At 71.5% G+C, this 19,964-nt stretch carries 15 protein-coding genes and 2 pseudogenes; 9 read left to right on the plus strand and 8 right to left on the minus strand.

The annotated features are described in order from the left end of the window. Nucleotides 1-195: 195 nt before the first annotated feature. The 3 genes and pseudogenes from AB0O09_RS37145 to AB0O09_RS37155 form a co-directional block, all read right to left on the minus strand. A pseudogene (locus AB0O09_RS37145) lies at nt 196-1,935 on the minus strand (phosphatidylglycerol lysyltransferase domain-containing protein); the annotation flags it as partial. Between the two features lie 521 nt (nt 1,936-2,456). After that, nucleotides 2,457-3,599 (minus strand): alpha/beta hydrolase-fold protein, encoded by a 1,143-nt coding sequence (locus AB0O09_RS37150; protein ID WP_363549825.1) that lies wholly within the window; start codon nt 3,597-3,599, stop codon nt 2,457-2,459. Between the two features lie 918 nt (nt 3,600-4,517). Next, nucleotides 4,518-6,146, minus strand: coding sequence for a hypothetical protein (locus tag AB0O09_RS37155; protein WP_363549827.1), 1,629 nt, complete (start codon nt 6,144-6,146; stop codon nt 4,518-4,520). Between the two features lie 83 nt (nt 6,147-6,229). Here AB0O09_RS37155 and AB0O09_RS37160 point away from each other — a divergent pair, with 83 nt between their 5' ends. From AB0O09_RS37160 to AB0O09_RS37170, 3 genes are all read left to right on the plus strand, one after another. After that, complete coding sequence (locus AB0O09_RS37160; protein ID WP_363549828.1) at nt 6,230-6,898, plus strand: response regulator transcription factor; 669 nt, start codon at nt 6,230-6,232, stop codon at nt 6,896-6,898. Further along, nucleotides 6,895-8,238: a HAMP domain-containing sensor histidine kinase gene (locus AB0O09_RS37165; protein ID WP_363549830.1), complete on the plus strand. Its 1,344-nt coding sequence runs from the start codon at nt 6,895-6,897 to the stop codon at nt 8,236-8,238. Before AB0O09_RS37160 ends, AB0O09_RS37165 begins: the two co-directional genes overlap by 4 nt. Before the next feature lie 373 nt (nt 8,239-8,611). Then, nucleotides 8,612-9,148: a response regulator transcription factor gene (locus AB0O09_RS37170; protein WP_363549833.1), complete on the plus strand. Its 537-nt coding sequence runs from the start codon at nt 8,612-8,614 to the stop codon at nt 9,146-9,148. 42 nt (nt 9,149-9,190) lie between these two features. On the opposite strand, the gene AB0O09_RS37175 is transcribed toward AB0O09_RS37170, so the two are convergent. The 3 genes and pseudogenes from AB0O09_RS37175 to AB0O09_RS37185 form a co-directional block, all read right to left on the minus strand. Continuing rightward, a complete protein-coding gene (locus tag AB0O09_RS37175; protein WP_363549836.1) occupies nt 9,191-10,225 on the minus strand; it encodes a hypothetical protein in 1,035 nt (344 codons plus the stop codon). Between the two features lie 259 nt (nt 10,226-10,484). Further along, nucleotides 10,485-11,008, minus strand: a pseudogene (locus AB0O09_RS37180) (ATP-binding cassette domain-containing protein); the annotation flags it as partial. After that, complete coding sequence (locus tag AB0O09_RS37185) at nt 11,008-11,664, minus strand: hypothetical protein (protein WP_363549839.1); 657 nt, start codon at nt 11,662-11,664, stop codon at nt 11,008-11,010. The pseudogene AB0O09_RS37180 and the gene AB0O09_RS37185, both read right to left, overlap by 1 nt. A gap of 166 nt (nt 11,665-11,830) precedes the next feature. Between AB0O09_RS37185 and AB0O09_RS37190 the strand changes: the two genes are divergently transcribed. Beyond that, a complete protein-coding gene (locus AB0O09_RS37190) occupies nt 11,831-13,087 on the plus strand; it encodes a HAMP domain-containing sensor histidine kinase (protein ID WP_363549841.1) in 1,257 nt (418 codons plus the stop codon). A 414-nt stretch (nt 13,088-13,501) separates the two neighbouring features. On the opposite strand, the gene AB0O09_RS37195 is transcribed toward AB0O09_RS37190, so the two are convergent. After that, on the minus strand, nt 13,502-13,765 hold the full coding sequence (locus AB0O09_RS37195) for a hypothetical protein (protein ID WP_363549844.1): 264 nt from the start codon (nt 13,763-13,765) through the stop codon (nt 13,502-13,504). Between the two features lie 141 nt (nt 13,766-13,906). Here AB0O09_RS37195 and AB0O09_RS37200 point away from each other — a divergent pair, with 141 nt between their 5' ends. The 5 genes from AB0O09_RS37200 (at nt 13,907) to AB0O09_RS37220 (ending at nt 19,472) form a co-directional block, all read left to right on the plus strand. Further along, on the plus strand, nt 13,907-14,518 hold the full coding sequence (locus tag AB0O09_RS37200) for a hypothetical protein (protein ID WP_363549847.1): 612 nt from the start codon (nt 13,907-13,909) through the stop codon (nt 14,516-14,518). Further along, nucleotides 14,518-15,216, plus strand: coding sequence for an ATP-binding cassette domain-containing protein (locus AB0O09_RS37205; protein WP_363549850.1), 699 nt, complete (start codon nt 14,518-14,520; stop codon nt 15,214-15,216). The genes AB0O09_RS37200 and AB0O09_RS37205 overlap by 1 nt, the downstream gene beginning before the upstream one ends. Continuing rightward, on the plus strand, nt 15,213-15,926 hold the full coding sequence (locus AB0O09_RS37210) for an ATP-binding cassette domain-containing protein (RefSeq protein WP_363549852.1): 714 nt from the start codon (nt 15,213-15,215) through the stop codon (nt 15,924-15,926). The genes AB0O09_RS37205 and AB0O09_RS37210 overlap by 4 nt, the downstream gene beginning before the upstream one ends. Then, nucleotides 15,923-18,580 (plus strand): ABC transporter permease, encoded by a 2,658-nt coding sequence (locus tag AB0O09_RS37215; RefSeq protein WP_363549854.1) that lies wholly within the window; start codon nt 15,923-15,925, stop codon nt 18,578-18,580. The genes AB0O09_RS37210 and AB0O09_RS37215 overlap by 4 nt, the downstream gene beginning before the upstream one ends. A gap of 121 nt (nt 18,581-18,701) precedes the next feature. After that, entirely contained in the window at nt 18,702-19,472 is a 771-nt protein-coding gene (locus AB0O09_RS37220) for a response regulator transcription factor (protein WP_363549856.1), read from the plus strand. A 199-nt stretch (nt 19,473-19,671) separates the two neighbouring features. On the opposite strand, the gene AB0O09_RS37225 is transcribed toward AB0O09_RS37220, so the two are convergent. Beyond that, on the minus strand, nt 19,672-19,964 hold a 293-nt coding region (locus AB0O09_RS37225), incomplete at its 5' end, for an FTR1 family protein (RefSeq protein ID WP_363549859.1).

A 19,964-nucleotide genomic window follows, 5' to 3' on the forward strand; every position in this document is an offset into this window, starting at 1 on the left:
TGACCTGCGTGCCGCACCCAACCCGTCGCCCGGCACTGGTCCCGTGGGCCATACGTCACCGTCGCCGTCATCCGTCCACAACCCCGTCCCCGCGGGCCGAGCCCACCGCGCGAAGTCCACCCGGACCGCGGCCAGGTCGGCCGGGAGGCCAGCCACGGTTCGCCAGGTGAAACCTGTACCGAAGCAGGTTTTCCCTCAATCCTCAGGAGACCGCGGGGACGGGGTTGTGGACGGATGACAGCGACGAAACAGTTCGGGCAGACGGGGCGGCCCGAGGAATCCTTCGGCGCGGGCTCCGGCCACGGCGATCCGGGGAAGGTCCCGGGTGGAGGCGAACAGCAGGTAGCGCGGTTCCCACGCGGGGCGGTACTTGGCGTTCGCCCGGTACAGCGATTCGATCTGCCACCACCGGGAGAGGACTTCCAGGGTCCGGCGCCACAGCCGCAGCACCGGCCCCGCGCCTAGCCGGGAACCTCGCTCGAACACGGTCCGGAACACGGCGAAGTTCAACGACAGCCGCTCCACTCCGAACCGCGGTGCCTGGGCCAGCAGCTCGACCACCATGAACTCCACCAGTCCGTTCCCGCCGTCCCGGCTTCGCCGCATCAGGTCCAGCGACAGCCCGTGCCGTCCCCAGGGGACGAAACTGAGCAGCGCCTGCAGCTGGCCGTCGCGGTCCAGGCACTCCACCATGAGGCACCGGCCGTCGGACGGGTCGCCCAGACGTCCCAGAGCCATCGAGAAGCCCCGTTCGGTGGCGCCTTCACGCCAGCGGTCCGCGCATCGCACGAGGTCGGCCATCGCCTCGTCGGGGATGTCCGCGTGCCGGCGTATGCGGACCGCGCACCCAGCCCGCTGTACCCGGCCGTGTGCCTGTCGCAGGCCACGCACGGCCCGGCCTTGCAGACTGAAGTCCTGCTGCCGGACGATCGCCTCGTCCCCCAGCTCCAGGGCGTGCAGGCCGTGGCGGGCATAGACGGTCCCCGCCTCTTGCGAGGCTCCCATCACGGCCGCCGCCCACCCGTGGTCCCGGGCCTCGCCCAGCCAGCACTCGATGGCGCCGGGCCATGCCTCCGGATCGCCGATCGGGTCGCCCGAGGCCAGCGTCACGCCTCCGAGCACCCGGTAGACCACCGCGGCCTTGCCGCTCGGCGACCAGATCGCCGTCTTGTCCCGTCGCAGTGCGAAGTAGCCGAGCGAGTCCCGCTCGCCCTGCCGCTCGAGCAGGTCCCGCAGCCGCTGTTCGTCCTCGTCGCCCAGTGCTTCCCTGCCGTGCGGTGCGCGGAAGCAGACGTACAGCACCAACAGGAGGACCACCGCGCCGGTCACGTTGATCGCTGCGTTGACCCAACGCGGGACGAGGATCAGGTCCTGGATGCGGTCACCGGGCTCGACGGTGATCATCCGCATCACGGTGTACCCGATCCGGTCCCACCAGGAGGCATTCGACACCTGGTTGGTCGCGGTGACCAGCACCGTACCGAGCGCCGTGCCGGCCAGGACACCGACGGCCCCGACGCCGACCGCCGACCTGATGTTCGAGTGGTCTCCCCTGGCCGTGAACTCCCGGCGCCCGATGACGAGGGCCAGGACGAACAGGCCGGTCAGCAAGGCGGAGATGTAGTTGAAGGGGTGGCCGCGGTAGTGGCTGTCGGAGTCCGGCAGCACCAGCAGGAGCAGCATGGAGCCGAAGGTCACGCCGGCGAGTCCGATGTTGAAGATCCACGCGGCCCGTTTGCGCCGCCGCATCACCATCGCCAGGAACACCGACAGCACCACCGGGACCAGACCTGCGGTAACCAGGTAAGGCGTGAACGACTCCTCCCCCATGTCGTGGCGGTGCACCCCGGACCGGAACGGCACCGACAGCACCGCTACCAGGTTCAGCAGGGCCGCCACCCGCAGGTACCAGACACAGCCCGCCGCCGCGCGCCGCCGCCAGGCATCCCTCCATCCACGCCGACCGGATACCCCCGCGGGAACGGATTGCCGCTCCGCGGACGATCGAACGCGCGTACCGGAGCCGTGCCCAGTCATCAGACATCTCCATGCCGGAAACCACGGCTGGCACGCCGTGAACGCATCCCGGCTGGTCAGCCGCACCGGTCCCCGCCTCGCGGCACTCCTCGCGCGGGCGGGTCCGGGTACCTTCCATTCTCCGCCCGGGTCGCACCCCCACCAATACCGGCGCCATCCGTCGGGAAACCGAGCAGTCGGGCCGTCCATGCTTCAGGTCGGCAGCTCGCCGACGCCGGGATGCTCCGCTGCCTCATCAACGCCACCCACTTTCGGGCCGCACGTCATCGTCGACGCCGTACCGGTCCTCACCGAGCTGGCTCTGCCGGAGGGCTGCGCCCGGCGTCGGCCTCGGAAGCCCATGCGTCATGGTCTGCCTCGCTCGGGTCCTCCCCGATACGCCCTGGAGGACCCGAAACGTTGCCGGGTGGGCCGGGAGGTCAGCCAGGGTTTGCCAGGTGGGCGCTCATCCAGGTGAGCGAGGCTGGCAGGAGTCGCACCCAGGTCGTGAAGTTGTGGCCGCCGGTGGCGACGAAGGCTTGGTCGACCGTCATCGGGGGGTGCGCGGCGGCGGCAAAGGCCTGGGAGTCGGTGTAGGTCTTGCCGTCCTGTTTGCTGTCTGCGAGCAGGACTGCCAGGGCCGGCGGGGGGAGGTGGGTGAGGCGCCAGGTGAGGTCTGCCCGGTCACGGCGTTGCTGGCTGCCTGCGAAGAGGTCGCCGGTGGTGGGGTCGTGGGCGGCTGTGAAGTATCCGGACAGGGAGACGGCTGCGGAGAATACGGTGGGGTGTTCCATGCCGAGTTTGAGTGCGCAGTAACCGCCGGTGGAGTCTCCGATGATGCCGAGCGAGCCTTTGCCTGCCGCGATCCTGTACGTGGTTCTGAGGTCCTGCGGTACGTCGTCGGCGAAGTAGGTCTGGGTCTGCGGTCCGCCTGGGATGTTCTCGCACTCGCTGTCCCTGGGCATGGTGGGGGACGGCCGCATGAGGACCAGGACGGTGGGCTTCATGGCAGCCTCTTTGAGCAGTCCGAGTTCGGTGGCCGGGTAGCGCAGTTTGGTCACCAGGTTCTTCGCCTCGCCGGGAAAGCCGGTCATCGCGATGATCGCGGGGAAACGAGTAGCCCTGAATTGCGGCTGGTAGTACTGCGGCGGGAGGTAGACGTACCCGTCGCTGGACAGTCCGCTGGCTGCGCCTGGGATGCGGACTCGTTCGAGTCTGCCCACCTGGGCCGGATCCCGGCTGAAGGCGCCTTGGGCGGTGACACTGTCGTTGCCGAGGTGCTGAATGCCGGCGCCCGGCATCCCGGGGCCGCCGGTGCCGGGGTGCGAGTAGTGGATGACGACCGAGTCCCGGTTGTGGCCCAGGAGGTCGGCCCAGCTGCTGTAGAAGGCGAAGTAGTCGTTGGCGAGCAGTCCGAGCGTGCTCAGCAGCATGATCTGTGTCAGGAGGACGGTGCCCAGCCGGGCGAACATGGCGGGCCAGCTGCGGACGGCCAGGTACGGCCAGATCCACAGCGTGCCGAGGACCGTCAGCACCGTGATCGCGGCGAAGAGCACCAGCAACTTGTGGCTGGTCAGTCCCATGGTCGACCACCGCCGTCCGTAGGAGCGGTCCCTGCTTCCACTGTGCCCCGGTTCGGACCCTTGGTTCAGCGGGTGATGGGATGAACCTCAGTGCCGCGGATCGCAAAGCCCGTGCCCATCCAAAGATGGTCATCAACGTCGCGATACCTCTGCCTGCGTACGCAGTCTCACCAGCCTGAGGGGCGCCCAGGGCAAGCCGGGCGTTGTCTCTCATCCTGTCGCTGTCAGAAGCAGCCGACGTCAGACATGCGCAGCTGATCGCGAGGGCGAGGCCGACGATGAGCATGCGGATGGAGCGGCGGCGGGGGATGGGGTAAGGAGGCGCGCGCGTTGGGGGACTTGGCCGGCGGCTGCGGCCAGATGAGGGTGGCGGCTTCCTCGTCGGCCAGCGTTCGAGGACGCAGACGTAGGCGCCTGCGGTCTCCAGGGGGCGGAGCAGGGGGTTGGTGGCTGCGGCGAGGCGTCATGCCGTCTCGAAGCGGCGGTGTCGGTGTGCGAGGTGGGCACGTTCGTGGGCAAGGAGAGCTTGGCGTTCGTGGTGACGGCTTCCGCATACCCTCATCGGCTACTGGGCCCTCGGCCTGCCCGCCTCCTGGCTCCTCGCCTACTCCCTTGGCGGCGAGACCCGCGGCCTGTGGCTCGACCTGCTCATCGGCCTTGCCGGCACCGCAGTCCTCCTCCCGCGCCGATACGGCCAGGCCCTCACTCGCAAGGCCAGGGCCGCCACCGAGCCTGTCACCGCCGCGGCCTGACGACCCACGGGCAGTTGCCGCACCGAGCAGAGGCCACCAGCCCACAACCGACCCGACCCGCCCTCCCCGGGAGTGGCGCACCGTCAAACGCCGATGGGCGGCATCGGAACCCGGTGCCGCCCATCGGCGTGGCGCGGGCAAGGCACCAAGACCCGCCCGCTGGCGCTCAGCCGAGGGAGGAGAGGAGGATGTCGAGCGCCTTGACCTCGGTGGCCTTGTCGGGCTTGGGGGCACGCAGGGCCTTGAGGACCTGGTCGATCTGACCGTCCAGGAGGGACCAGGCCTGCTGGTTCTTGGGCTGCAGGCTGGACTGGTCATCGTCCCAGGCCTTCTCAAGATCGGTGATCCGGGCGGTCGCGCCCGCCTGGTCACCAGAGCTCAGCTTCGCCAGGGTGTCGGAGGTGATGGTGCGGAACTTCGCGACCTCGACGGGCGGGAACGACGACGTCGCCTGCTTCGGAGCAGAGCTGGCGGACGCGGGCCCGGCTGCCGGGGAGCCGGCCGGGCCGGCGGCAGCCGTGGTCGACGGCTGGGCCGCAGGGCTGAGCGACGCGAGTAGCGTGTCGAGCGCCTTGACCTCGGTGGCCTTGTCGGGCTTGGGGGCACGCAGGGCCTTGAGGACCTGGTCGATCTGACCGTCGAGGAAGGTCCAGGCCTGCTGGTTCTTGGGCTGCAGGCTGGACTGGTCATCGTCCCAGGCCTTCTCAAGATCGGTGATCCGGGCGGTCGCGCCCGCCTGGTCACCAGAGCTCAGCTTCGCCAGGGTGTCGGAGGTGATGGTGCGGAACTTCGCGACCTCGACGGGCGGGAACGACGACGTCGCCTGTTCCGGGGTGAGAGGGGCGGATGCCGATCCCGAGGTGTCACCTTCCTCGCTGGCCGGGGCGGCGTGCGGCTGCTGGTTCGCCCAGCTCAGGAGTGCCGTGGTGGCGACCACCAAGACGGCGTAGTAGCCGAGCATGATCCGCTCGCGTGCAGGGTTCGCCGCACCTGCGGCCTGGGCCTGGCCGTCGGCCTCGATCACGTCGCTGCGGCTGCGGGTGAGGTAGAGGACCGTGGCGAGGATCGCGGCCAGGAAGACCACGCTGGTCACCGCGGTCCCCAGGCCCAGGCCGCCGTCGCCGCTGGGCGAGGCGAACCAGTCGCCGAGGTTGGCGCCCAGCGGGCGGGTGAGGATGTAGGCCAGCCAGAACGAGAGCACCGCGCTGGCACCCAGGCGCCACCCGAGCACGATCGCCGCGATCAACCCGAGCGGCAGGAGCACCGAGACGCCGGGGGCCCAGCCCGTGAGCTCCAGGGTCCAGTCACCGGTCGCGGTGCCGAGGGCGAAGGTGACCAGGATCGCGAGCCAGTAGAAGAGCTCACGGGGACGCGTGACGATGCTGTGGATCGACAGGGTCCGCTCACGGGCGAACCAGATCCCGAACACGGCGGCAAGAACGACGGCGAACACCGTGCTGCTCACCGCGAGGGACACACCCTGGCTGTCGGTGAGGATGTCGGTGTACAGGGTGCCGGTCACACTCAGCACCACGACGGTGAGCCAGTACACGAACGGCACGTAGCGTGGTGTGCGCAGCTGCCAGACCAGGATGGCGGCCAGCACGGCGGTGAAGATCAGTGAGGTGTTGATCAGCCCCACGCCGAGGGTCATGTTGATCCAGTCGGCGAAGCTCTCGCCGACCGTGGTGCAGAGGATCTTGATGACCCAGAACCAGACCGTGACCTCGGGAACCTTGTTCAGCAGCCCTTGGACGTCGGGCGCGGCCGAGCGTCGTTCCGTGTTGGTAGCCATGAGGGCGAGGCTTGCATGGCGAACCTGAACGCTGCCTGAGCACCGGTCCGGGGTGGTGCGCCGGCTGGGCAATACTGGCCCGCATGACTGCCTACCGGGTGCTGGTCGTCGAGGACGACCACGGACTTCGCGACGTGCTCGCCCGAGGCCTGCGCGAGGAACATTTCGAGGTGCTCACCGCCGCCGACGGCGCAAGCGCACTGCGCGCGCTCGACAACCGGGTGGACGCCCTCATTCTCGACGTCGGCCTGCCCGACTCCGACGGGCGTGACGTCTGCCACGCCATGCGCGCGGCCGGCTTTGATGCACCCGTGCTCTTCCTCACCGCACACGACGCGCTGCCCGACCGGCTGTCCGGGTTCTCCGCCGGCGGCGACGATTACCTCGCCAAGCCTGTCCACCTGGCCGAGCTCGCCGCCCGGGTGCGCGCGGCGATCCGCCGCAACGGACGCGAACCCGGTGTGGAGGTCGACGGCCTGAGCCTGGACCCCGTCGCTCACGTGCTGCGATCCACGGCCGCCGAGCCGGTGGCGCTCACCCCGACCGAGTTCCGGCTGCTGGCCTGCCTGATGTCCACCCCCGGCGCTGCCGTCCGCCGACTGGCCCTGGTGCGCGCCGGATGGCCCGAGGGCGCACAGGTCAGCGACAACACCCTCGACCAGTACGTGCTGCGGCTGCGCCGCAAGCTGCGCGAGGCGGGCAGCACGCGGAGCATCCTGACTGTGCGCGGCGTCGGATACCGCCTCGCATGAGGATCAGTCGAACCCCCGCCACGCTGCGCGGTCGCCTGGCTCTGCTCGCGCTGGCCACCACCGCCGTCTGGGTCGCCGTGCTCACCGCCGTCTTCAACATCGAGCTCGGGGCGCGCCTGCGCCACCAGGCCGACGACCTGGTGCGCACCCGCGCGACGGCGGTGGCCGCGACCATGGATGCCCAACCCGACGGGCAGATCGTCGAGCACGAGCCCGCCGACGACACGGCCCTCGATGTCGGAATCTGGATCTACCAAGGCACCACGGCCATCCAACGCCCCAACGCCCCAAACGTGCTCCAGGACCGCGCGGACCAGCTCGCCGGCACCGGAGAATCCTCCACCGACACCTCCGAGCCCCACGCCTTCCGCCTGTATGCCCTGCCGATCATGGCAGGTGACCGGCAGGCGGGCACGGTCGTGGCCTCGGTTGGTCTGGACGCCTACCGCTACACCGCCCGCTCGGTGCTGGCCGGCTCTATCGGCCTTGGCGCGCTGCTGCTCACCGGCGTCTACCTCGTCACCCGCGCCGTCGTCGGCCGGGCCCTTCGACCGGTGGACGAGATGAGCAACCGCGCCGCCCGATGGAGCGAGCACGGCACCGCCCAGCGGTTCGGCACCGACAGCCATCTCGCCGAACTCGCGGGCCTCGCCGGCAACCTCAACCAGCTCCTCGACCGGCAAGCCGCCATACTTCGCCACGAACAACAGCTCACCGCCGAACTCTCACACGAACTGCGCACCCCCCTGGCCCGGATCACAGCCGAAACCGACTGGCTCGCAGCCCGCCCGCGCGACCCCGACGACCAGCGCACCTCCCACGAGGCCATCGCCACCGCCGCGGCCCGGATGCAGCAGATCTGCGAGACGCTGCTCTCCGAAGCCCGCACCCGCAACCACCAGGTAGCCGGCCGGAGTGCTGTGGCCGACGTGGCCCGCGCACTGTCCGAGCGCAGCTCCCAGGAACATCCCGAGGCCCCGTCCGTCACCGTGATCGGTGACGGCGCGACCGCCGGCGTCTCCGCCGCGCTGATGGAGCGCATCCTGGTGCCGCTGCTCGACAACGCCCGCCGCTATGCGGCGGGCCGGATCACCGTGGAGTGCGAGCGGGAACCGGGCCGGGTCCTGGTGACGGTGGTCGACGACGGCTGCGGCGTTCCCGAGAGCGTGGGCGAGGCCGTGTTCGAGGCGGGCCGCCGCGCCCACCCCGGCGACGGCCACGACGGCGCCGGTCTCGGCCTTCCGCTGGCCCGCCGCCTCGCCCGCTCCGCCGGTGGCGACATCATCCTCGCGCCCTCGTTGGAGGGCGCGAGGTTCGTGGTGTCCCTTCCCGCAGGCTGACCGGCGGGCAGCGCCGCAGGCTCGGCCTTCGGCCGGAGGAGCTCAGCCGGGGCCGAGGCCTGGGCAGGGTAGGTCCATCCCGGCGCATCCGTACCGGGACGGGTGCGGCGTGAGCGTGAGTACCGACCGCCCCGCCCGGTCTCGGCCTGGACGAATACACGGTGACCGGCCGGCGGGCGCGGCGGGGCCTGCCCGTGTCGCCGGTTCAGGCGGCCGTCCGGCAAGGAACTGCCCGGGTGAGTGGTTCGATCTTTATGGTGTGCCCGTGCGCACAGCCGCGTCTCGCGAACAGCCTGCCGCTTTCGGAGGATGACAAGGTGATCGGAGGTCATCTTCGTGCCGGGCTGCTCGGCGGCGGCTACACCGTGTTCTGGTGCCGTCCGGCGTGTCGGGGGTCGCCCAGGCCGGGCGGGTGCCGGTCGATGTGGTGTTGCTGAACCTCGGCCTGCCGGGCGTCGACGGTGGGGATGTCACCGGTCGCCTGCGTTGCGAGCACCCGGACCTGCTGATCGTCACTCTCACTGCGCGCAGCGACGACATCGATGTCATCGCGAAACTCCACGCCAGCGCCGACGACTACCTGGATCTTGTCGTGAACACCGCAGCCAGGCGCTGCCTGGTCCGTGGCCGTGAGCTGCAGCTGAGGCTGAAGGAGTTCGATCTTCTTGAGGTTCTGGCCCGGCACGCGGAGCGTGCGGTTGCTCGCGAGGAGCTGATGGCTCGGGTCTGGGACGAGAATTGGTTCGGTTCGACGAAGCCGCTCGATGTCACCGTGGCGTCCCTGCGCCGCCGCCTGCGCGACGCGGTGGCCGGCGTTCCGGGCCGGGTGCGCGTCCCCGTGATCGAGACCCGGCGCGGCCACGACTGCCAACCGCCCCTGCTCGCGCCCGCCACGGCGGAGGAAGCCTGAGGGCAGTACCGGATGCGGTGCGGCGATCGTTGCGGGTTGTGGTCACCCGCGGGGCAGGACCGTGGGTAGCACGGTGGTGAGGGAGTACCAGTCGCTAGAGACGAAGCTGGCGTGGGCCACGGCCAGGTGTGCCAGCCGGTGGGCGGCCTGGGCGGGCGTGGGGCCGGTGCGGGCGATGCTCGGGGTGACGCGGTGCGGGTCGGTGGTGACGACGAGGTAGTGGTGGCGGTCGTACCAGGCGGTGTCGGCCCTGGTCAGGTACGCAGCAGCGTCGACGTCGAAGACGACGAACCAGGGGTGCAGCGCCTGGTCGGGGTAGCGCGTTCGCGGGTCGTCGTGCTGGGCGCCGAGGACGGCGGGGAAGACCTGTGCGGTGGCGATCGCGCCGGTCGAGGCGAGAGTGTGTAGGTGGTGGGCGTAGAGGACGTCGGACCGCTGCCGCGCCGGGGTGTTGTGCAGTTCGGCGGTGCCGGGGATCAGCTCGATGAGTGTCTTGCCGGCGAGCGTGGCGCGGCTGGGCCAGTTGCCCGAGCGGGCGGCGGTGTCGGGGTCGGGGAAGGCGGTGGCAGTCGGCCGGTTGAGCAGGTCTGCGGGTCGGTAGACGAGATTGCCCAGGTGCCGGGTGATGAGGGCGTCGAGGGCTGCGGGTCCCATTCCGGCGGCGGTGTGGAATCCGTTCTTCATCTCCAGTTTGATCATGATCGGGGGGTGTGTGGGGTGGGCGGTGAGCCAGATCCGGATGTCGTCCAGGCAGCTCGCGAGGTCCTGGTTGCTGCTGCCGGAGTAGAGGTCGGCCGTGGTGGCTGCCTGGGCGCAGTTGTTGTCGTTGGCCCTGGGCCGGGTGTGGCTCACGGTCCACCGGCCGGATGGGCCGGTCCACGTGTCGAGTTCGACGAGCGAGGCGCCCGCGTCGAGGGCTTGGGCGAGGTGATGGTAGGCGGCGCGGCTGTAGGTGTTGTGGACACCGACGGTGGTGGTGGCCGCCAGGTTGAGGCCGCCCGCCGGGCCGCCGGCCGCCCGGGCATGGTCCGCAGGATCGAGGATGGTGAGCGGCACTGCCGTGACCGCGACCGTCACTGCTGCCAGCAGCGCACGGGCGCGCGACCTTGCCGTGCTGAGGCCAGGTATCGTCCGGTGTACTCCCCGGCGCAGGGGATTTGTGGGCGGGGAGCCGGTTCGGCGTCTGCCGTCGCCTCTCGGTTCTGGCGGTGTGGTGGCCCGGAGCGGGTTCATGGTTGCCGGAGTTCTTCGACGGGCGGGTGGTTGGAGCGGCGTACGGCGCCGAGGGCGGGCGGCGGTGATGGCGTCGTTCGCGGCGAGGGCGGTCAGGGCGAGGTAAGGCCAGGTTGGAGGAGGCGGCGATGGCCGGGCCCGCGCGGGCGAGTTCGCCGCTGGCGCTGGTGCGCCAGAGCGTGAGAGCGGCCGGCCAGGCCGACGCCGGCCAGCAGGTCGCCCGCTCCGGCGCGGCGCTCGGTGCCGGCCGCGAAGCGGGCCAGGCGTATGTTCGCGGTCACGTCCAGGTGTGGGGAGTGGGTTGCCGCTCTGCAGCAGTACCCCGATGCGGCGATCCCGCAGGTGGGCGCGTTCGCTCTCCGGGCGGTGGCTGACGCGCTCTCCTGCGACCGGGACCGTTCCGCCGTCGGGCTCCTCCAGCCCGGCCAGGCACGCCAGCAGCGTCGACTTCCCGGAGCCGGAGGACCCGATCACCGCGACGACCTCACCCGGCCGCACCCGTAGGCTGACTTCGCGCAGCGCAAGGGTCTCCTCCTCACCCGCCCGGAAGAACCGGTGCAGCTCCTGGGTCTCCAGCGCGTAGGACACATCCGGCACGGCGGTCTGCTCCGGCCTCGGGGTGGCCATCACTGCCATCGGAACGAATCGGTGACGGTGCGCCACGGATCCTTATTGTCCGCGGCGACCGGCCCGCAGAGCGTGATCACGACCTGCCGGCCATCCTTGAAGAACGTGTATCGCTCGCACGCGTCGCGCAGGACTTTTCCGGTCACCGGATCGGGCGCCGAGTCCCCCTGGTAGGTGAGCAGGACAGCGGTTCCCGCAGGACGCGCTACCTCGGAGACCGTACCGGCGGCGAACTGTGGCACCTGCTTCTGCAGAGCGGGCAGCACCTCGGCCCTCGCTTGCTGGACGGACGGCGCGGTTGCGGCCGTACCCGCGGTGACTTCGATCCGGTTCAGCTTGTCTGCGAAGGCCACCGTCGTGCCGCTGTCGTTGCGCCCCCACCCCTCGGGCACCTTGAGTGTGAATCTGCCCTGCGCGGGCGCGTACGCGACGTATGCCTGGCTGTCGGGGATGTCCCCGGCCGGATTGGACTCCGTCGTGCCGGACGTCGGCTGCGTCGGCGTCGCCGGTGAGCTGCCTCCCGTGGTCGGCTGCGACACGGAACCGCCCGGTGTGGCCGTCGGCGGGGAACTGCCCGATCCGCCGGAACAGCCCGCCACCAGCGCGGCTGCGGCGGCAGCGACGGCGACGGCTCCTGCCGCCCTTTTCCTGGACATCGGATCCTCCGCACCTCGGCGACACCACCGACGCTAGCGAGGCCCGGGCAAACGCCGGCTCCGACGGCGGTTAGAGGATGGCAAAAACCCGCCACCCCCCGGCGGTGTCCCTGTCCGGCCTCGGTGCGGTGGGGATGATGGCGGGATGAGACACCGGGTGGTCCGCGTGGCCGTCATCGCCGTGAGCGTTGCCCTGCTGCTGCTCGCGCTGCCGCTCGGCGCAGCGATCCGGCTCGTGCTCGTCAACGACGAGAGAAGCGAACTTCAGCGCCAGGCACTGACCGCAGCCGTCCAAGTCGGCCCCGACTCCGCGGCCGGCGACCCGGTCGAACTGCCTGTGCCCGAATCGGGCACACGCCTGGGCCTGTACGACCGCACGCTGCACCTGAACGCCGGAACCGGCCCAGCGGACGCGGACCCCGCCTCCCGCACAGCCGCCGCCGGCACCGTCGTCCAGGCCACCTACGGTGGCGAACTCATCGCTGCCGTGCCCGTCGCGGTCGGCGAACAGACCATCGGCGTCGTGCGGGCCTCCAGCCCCACCCGGCAGGTCTGGAAGCGCGTCGTCCTCGCCTGGCTGATCCTGCTGGCCGCCGCCCTCACCGCGCTGACCTGCGCCATCCTGCTCGCACGCCGCCAGGCCCGGGCACTGAGCACACCCCTGGAAGCATTGTCCGCTCAGGCCCGGGCCGTCGCCGACGGCGATCTCGCCGCTCGGGCCGAAACCTGCGGAATCCCCGAGATCGACCAGGTCGCCCACACGCAGAACACTATGGTCACCCGCCTCGCGAGCCTGCTGCGCCACGAACGCGAATTCACCGCCAATGCCTCCCACCAACTGCGCACCGCGCTCACCGGCCTGCAACTGGGCCTAGAGGCGGCCACGGACAACCCGCGCGCCGACCAGACCTCCGCCCTGGAGCAGGCCCTGGAGCGCTCCCGGCACCTGCAGACCACCATCGACGAAGTCCTGCGCCTGTCGAAGCCGGATCCCGCCGGCACCCCACCCGCCACGCAGGCGGCGGCCGACCTCCTGGCTGCCCTCGAGCGGCGCTGGCACGGTGTTCTCGCCCAGGAGGGGCGCCCCCTGCGTGTGACCACGGCCCCGGAGGCGCGGAATGCGGCGCTCCCGGGCCAGACCGTCACGCAGATCCTCGACATCCTCCTCGACAACGCCCGCCGGCACGGCCTCGGCGCCATCGATGTCACCTTGCGGGAGGTCGGCGGCGCCATCGCCGTCGACGTCGCCGACGAAGGACGCCTCGCCCTCGACGCCGGCACGGCATTCGACCGGGGCGCCACCACCGGAGGCGGCCAGGGCATCGGCCTGGCCCTGGCCCGCGAGCTCGCCGAGTCCGCGGGCGGCCGGCTCCGCGCCACCGGCACGGCTCCGACCGTCTTCACCCTGCTCCTGCCCGGCTGACCGCAAGTGGCGGTCACCGCGGCCGGTGGCCTTCCAGGTGAAGACGCCAACAGTGGCGAGGAGCCAGGCCACTGGGCGTGGCGAGCGGGGCGGTTGTGAGGTCCTCGGCGGTGTCGGCGGTGTGCAGAGGCGCTCCGACGCGGACGGTGACGGCGAGCTGGGCCACCATCGGGTCCTGCTCGCGGCCCCGGCCTCGATGCTGCGCCCCGGTTGGCCCGAAGGAGCAGCAGTACGGTGGCCGACGCGGCGAGGAGGACCACCGCGACGCTGACGCACGCCGCGAGTGTGGTGCGGGCGCGGACGGATCTGGGGGCCAGCCGGGCGATCAGCGCCGCGATGCGGGGCACGGCCACGAGTCGCCGGACGGTGGCGCTGGCGTGGCGGCGGGCGGACCCTATAGGCCCGTTGGTCCGGTCAGCCACCGTCGGCCGCCAGCCGGTAGCGGGATTGGCGGACGGTCTGCACGGCGGTGCGCCCGAACGGGGTGTCGATCTTGCGACGCAGGGAGCTGATGTGGACCTCGACGGGGTCGCCGGTGGCGAAGTCGGGGCTCATCCAGGTGGCGGCGGCCATGGCGTCGCATTCCAGTTCGCTCCGCTCGTCGGCGAAGAACGATGCTCGAATCACCGCCACGAGCGGCACGGCCAGCAACGCCACGCGGACCACATGCTGTCTCATGGGCCCATCGTGAGGGCGCGCCCCTGTGCGAAGGGTCCGGCTGCCCGTGCGCACGCGGTTTTGCCGTCGTCTAACCGTCTTCGGTCCGGGCGTTAACCGGCTGCTGCCTAGCGTCGCGGGTATGGCAGTTCCGCCTCACTCGTGAAGGGCATCAGGATCATGCGACGCACACTCGTCCTGCCCCTTGCCGCCCTGGCCCTGGCCGGCGGGATGGCGGCGGGATGCGGAGGAGGCGGCAGTTCCGCCCCGTCCAGCGCCAGCGCAGCTTCGACACAGGTGGAATCCAATCCCGCCGGGGACATCCCCGACAACCAGGCGTATGTGGCCTACCAGCCGCCGGGGGGCGGGTTCACCGTCAAGGTGCCCGAGGGATGGGCCCGCACTGCCAACGGCGGCACGGCGGCCTTCACGGACAAGCTGAACCGGATCGAGATCGTCTCCGGCAGCGCCGCGACGGCTCCCACGCCGCAGTCGGTGCAGTCGGCCGTGGTGCCGGTTCTGCAGCAGCAGGTGCCGGCGTTCCAGCTGGGGAAAGCCACCGTTGTCTCCCGCCCGGCCGGGCAGGCCGTCCTGGTCACCTACCGGGGCGACAGCGCCCCCGATGCGGTGACCGGCAAGGTCGTGCACGACGCCTTCGAGCGGTACTCGTTCTTCCAGGGCGGCCAGCAGGTCGACCTCACGCTGTCCGGGCCGGTCGGCGCGGACAACGTCGATCCGTGGCGCATCGTCACCGACTCCTTCCGGTGGCAGTGATGAACGACTCCATGACGCCCGCCCGGCAGTTCGCGGGCACCGACGCGCTGACGGCGCAAGACCTCTACCGGTTCTACCGGGCTGGTGAGGAGGAGACCCTGGCGCTGCGCGGTGTGGCCCTTTCGGTGCGGCGGGGGGAGTGCGTCGCGGTGATCGGGCCGTCCGGGTCGGGCAAGTCCACCCTGCTGGCCTGCTTGGCCGGGCTGGACGAGCCCGACGGCGGCACCGTGCACGTCGGCGGCGAGCGCATCAGTCACCGGCCGGAGGCCGACCGGGCCCGCGTCCGGGCCCGCCGGGTCGGTGTCCTGCTGCAGACCGGGAACCTCATCGCCCACCTCGACGTCGGCGCCAACGTCCGCCTCGCGCGGACCGCCGCCCCCGGCGCAGGCAGGCAGTCCGTCAACGAGTTGCTGGAGCAGGTCGGGCTCGAGCACCGGGCCCGCGCCCTGCCCCGGGAACTGGCCGGCGGGGAGCTCGCCCGCGCCGGACTGGCCGTCGCGCTGGCCAACGACCCGGACATCCTCCTTGCGGATGAGCCGACCGGGGAGCTGGACGGTGTCACCGAACAGCGCATCCTGGCCCTGCTCCGTTCCCGGGCCCGGGCAGGCGGTGGGGTGCTGGTCGTCACCCACAGCCCCGAGGCTGTCAAGATCGCAGACCGGGTGCTGACCTTGCGCGACGGAAGGGTCGGGCCATGACCGCCCGGCCAGAGGTCCTCGTTCGCTGCCAGGACGCGGCGCGCACGTACGGGGAGGGGCCTGCCGCCGTCGTCGCGGTGCACGGCGCGACATGCCGGGTCTGCGTCGGCGACCGGATCGCCATCACCGGGCCCTCCGGCTCCGGCAAGTCCACCCTGCTGCATCTGATGGCCGACCTCGAACGGCCCACCACCGGCGACGTGGCCTGGCCTGCCCTGGCCGGGGAGCCGCTGCCGGCGCAGTTGGGCGTCGTGTTCCAGGGGCCCAGTCTGATTCCGGCGCTGGATGTGACGGAGAACGCCGCACTTCCGCTGATCCTTGCCGGTGTCACGGAGGAGAGGGCCCGCCGCCGGGCCCTGGACGCGCTCGCCCTCGTCGCAGCCGACGGCCTGGCCGGCCGGCTTCCCGAGGAGCTGTCCGGGGGTCAGTCCCAGCGCGTGGCCATCGCCCGCGCGCTGGCGCTGCGGCCGCGCCTGCTGCTGGCGGACGAACCCACCGGGCAGCTGGATCGCGCCACCGGCCGCCACATCATCGATGTGCTGCTGGCGACCACCGACGAGATCGGTGCCGCGCTGGTGGTCACCACCCACGACCCCACCGTCGCCGGACGCTTCGGCGAACGGTGGGCCATGCATGACGGACGCCTGTACCCCGGTCCCGAACCGGACCGCCAATCCGCAGCAACAGCGCTCCCGGGAGAGCCGTCGTGATCATCACCTGGATCGGCGGGCTGCTGCGCCGACGCACCGGGCGGCTGGCCGCGACTGCGGCCGGGATCGCCCTTGCCGTCGCCCTCGTGGCGTCCCTGGGCTCGTTCCTGACGGCGTCAAAGTCCACCATGACCGGCCGCGCAGTGCACTCGGTCGCAGTGGACTGGCAGGTCGAGATCCAGCCCGGCGCAGACGCCGGTACGGTCCTGGACACCGTCAGGGCCGCGCCCGGCGTCCGCAGTGCCCAAAGCGTCGGGTTCGCCCACAGCACCGCCTTCCAGGCCTCCTCCGCCGGCAGCACCCAGACCACCGGCCCCGGCGTCGTCCTGGGCCTGCCCGACACCTATCGGGCCGCATTCCCCCAGGAGATCCGGCAGCTGACCGGCGCGGCCTCCGGAGCTCTGATCGCCCAACAGACCGCCGCCAACCTGCACGTCGCCGCCGGGGACACGGTCACCGTCGACCTGCCCGGCACCGGACCGGCGCAGGTGAAGGTGGACGGAGTGGTCGACCTGCCGCAGGCCGACTCGCTGTTCCAAAAGGTCGGGGCGCCGCCCCAGTCCCAGCCCGCGGCGCCGCCCGACAACGTCATCCTGCTGCCGGCCGCCGTGTTCGACACCCTGACCGCGCCAGTCAGGGCTGTCGACCCGGCCACCGTCACCACCCAGATCCACATCGCCCGCGACGCCCCGCTGCCCGCCGACCCGGCCGCCGCCTACACTTCCGTCACCGCCGCCGCGCACAACCTGGAGGCCCGCACCTCCGGCGGCGCAGTCGTCGGCGACAACCTCGGCGCCGCCCTCGACTCGGCCCGCCAGGACGCCCTGTACGCGCAGATCCTGTTCCTGTTCCTGGGTGTGCCCGGCGCGGTCCTTGCCGCGCTGCTGACCGCCGCGGTGGCCGGCTCGGGCGCCGACCGGCGCCGCCGAGAGCAGGCCCTGCTGCGCACCCGCGGGCTGCGGTCCCGTCAGGTCGCCACCGCGGCCGGGGCGGAGGCAGGTGTGGTGGGCATCATCGGCGGCCTGCTCGGGCTGGGCATCGCGGCCGTCGCCGGGCGGGCAGCATTCGGTACCGCCTCGTTCGGTGCGAGTACCGCCTCGGCAGTGCTCTGGTTCGTCGCGGCTCTCGTCCTGGGCCTGGCTGTGGCTGCCGCAGCGGTCCTGATACCCACGGTGCGCGACCTGCGCACCGGCACCGTCGCCGCTGCCCGCAGGGTGGTCGGGCGGGCCCGCTCCCCGTGGTGGATGCGCTTCGGTGTGGATTTCATTCTGCTGGCGGTGTCGCTCCTGATCTTCCGCGCCTCCAGCGGAAACCAGTACGCGCTTGTTCTCGCCCCGGAGGGCGTGGCGAGTATTTCGGTGTCGTACTGGGCCTTCCTCGGGCCCGCGCTGCTGTGGCTCGGTGCTGCCCTGCTGCTGTGGCGGGTGGCCACGGTGGTCTTGGCCCGTGGGCGCAGGCCGCTGGCGCGCCTTGCCAGCCCGCTTACCGGGGCGTTGTCCGGCACCGCGGCAGCGAGCATGTCCCGCCGGCGCCGCCCGCTCGCCCGGGCCGTCGTGCTCCTCGCGCTCGCCGTCTCCTTCGCCGTCTCCACCGCTACCTTCAACTCGACCTACAAGCAGCAGGCCGAGGTCGACGCGCAGCTCACCAACGGCGCCGACGTCACCGTCACGCAGTCACCCGGGTCCGGTGTCGGCCCCGGCGCAGGCTCCGCCCTGGCGGTGGCCGGCGTGCGGCACGTCGAACCCCTCCAGCACCGCTTCGCCTATGTCGGCACGGACCTGCAGGACCTGTACGGGGTTCAGCCGTCCACCATCGCCTCCGCCACGTCCCTGCAAGACGCCTACTTCACCGGCGGGAGTGCCAAGGCCCTCATGGCAAAGCTCGCAGCCCGACCGGATTCCCTTCTGGTCAGCCAGGAGACCGTCAAGGATTTCCGGCTCACCCCGGGCGACACGGTGAACCTGCGTCTACCGGACAACCGCACCCATGCCCTGCGCACGGTGCCGTTCCACTACGTGGGCGTCGTCAAGGAGTTCCCGACCGCGCCCAAGGACAGCTTCTTCGTCGCCAACGCCGACTACATCACCAGGACCACCGGCAGCGACGCGATTGGCGCGTTCCTCATCGACACCGGCGGCACCGGCCAACAGGGCGTCGCGGCCCGGCTTCGCCAGCAGGTCGGCACCTCCGCGACCGTCACCGACATCACCCAGGCCCGCTCCGCGGTCGGCTCCAGCCTCACCTCGGTGGATCTGACCGGCCTCACCCGGATCGAACTGTCCTTCGCAGTCCTTTTGGCTGCGGCCGCCAGCGGCATCGTCCTGGCCCTGGGTCTAGCCGAACGGCGGCGGACGTTCGCCATCGCCACGGTCCTGGGGGCCACCCGGCGCCAGCTTCGCGGGCTCGTCCTCAGCGAGGCGGTCGTCGTGACAGTGGGCGGCCTGGTCGGCGGTGCGCTCATCGGCTGGGCCTTGTCCCGGATGCTCGTCACGGTCCTCACCGGAGTCTTCGACCCGCCGCCGTCCGCAATCGCGGTTCCCTGGACCTACCTCGCCCTCACGGTCGGCACCGCCGTCGCGGCGATCGCCGTGGCAGCGATGAATGCCGCCCGCGGCTCCTCACGCCCGGCCGTCGAGGAGCTTCGTGACCTGTGATGGACACCCAGACGGCCGGGGTGGACAGCACGATCCCCCCAACGGCTCCCGCCCCGGTCTCACCCGTTCACGAGCAGTGGCGCCGCCGCCCTCGCCTCCGCCGACCCCTACGATGCGGGGCATGCGCACGCCCGTGCCCCCAGAGGGGACCCGTGTCCTGATCGTCGAGGACGACGACACCATCGGACGGCACCTGGAGGCTGCGCTGCGCGGCCACGGCTACCGCACGACCTGGTGCCGCACCGGTGTGAACGCTTTGGCGGAAGCCCGTGCCACTCCCCAGGACGTGGTGCTGCTCGACCTCGGCCTGCCCGATGTCGACGGGATCGACGTCGCCCGCACCCTGCGCGCGGAACTCCCCGGCCTGCTCATCGTCATCCTCACCGCCCGCAGCGACGAGATCGACGTCATCGCCGGCCTCGACGCCGGCGCCGACGACTACCTCGTCAAACCGTTCACCCTGACCGTGCTCCTGGCCCGGCTCCGCGCCCACCTGCGCCGTCACCCGCCTGACGCCACCCGCCCGGAAGGGCCCGTGCGTGTCGGCGACCTGACCGTCGACACCTCCGCGCGGCGCTGCCTTCTCGCCGGCCTCGAGGTCGCGCTGAGACCCAAGGAATTCGAACTACTCGCCGTCCTGGCTCGCAATGCGGGGACCGCCGTCTCCCGCGAGACCTTGATGGCGCAGGTCTGGGACGAGAACTGGTTCGGCCCCACCAAGACGCTGGACGTCACGTTGGCCTCGCTGCGCCGCAGGCTGGGCGAGGCCGCCGATGCCTCACCGCACTCGCTGGCCCTGCCGCAGATCACCACCCTGCGCGGCCACGGCTACCGGTTGGAGTCCCTCCCGCCGACCACGTCGCCTCGCCCGTTTGACGACCCGCCCCAGTAACACCGCGAGGCCGACCGGCAGTCAGAACCCGTCCACCGTCCCGACCCGCCCTGGGCGAGCAGCGACCCTACCTCAGGGCGAGGGGGTTCGCCGCCGCCTCGAACCGCGCCGGGCTTCGCGGTCGGAGCCGGACGCGCCGAGGCCCCGCACCCCGGGGGAAGTGCGGGACCTCGGACGTTGCACCGGCCGACGTGGGGCGTCAGACGGCGGGCTTCTCGGCGGCAGCGGCGGCCGGCTTGGGTGCGGGCGCGGCGGGCTTGCGCAGGAACAGGGCGAGGACCGGCACGAGGTAGGCAGCCCAGACGATGACCTGGAAGGTGGTCGGGTCGGGCTGGAAGTTGAAGACGCCCTTCAGCAGGGTGCCGTACCAGCTGTCCTTCGGGACGGTGCTGGAGACGTCGAAGGCCTGGCTGGTCAGGCCCGGGATCCAGCCGGCCTCCTGCAGGTCGTGCACGCCGTAGGCGAGCACGCCGGCCGCGACGACGACCAGCA

The sequence above is a fragment of the Kitasatospora sp. NPDC093679 genome, from assembly GCF_040683455.1.
In the GTDB taxonomy this organism is placed as follows: Bacteria; Actinomycetota; Actinomycetes; order Streptomycetales; family Streptomycetaceae; genus Kitasatospora; species Kitasatospora arboriphila.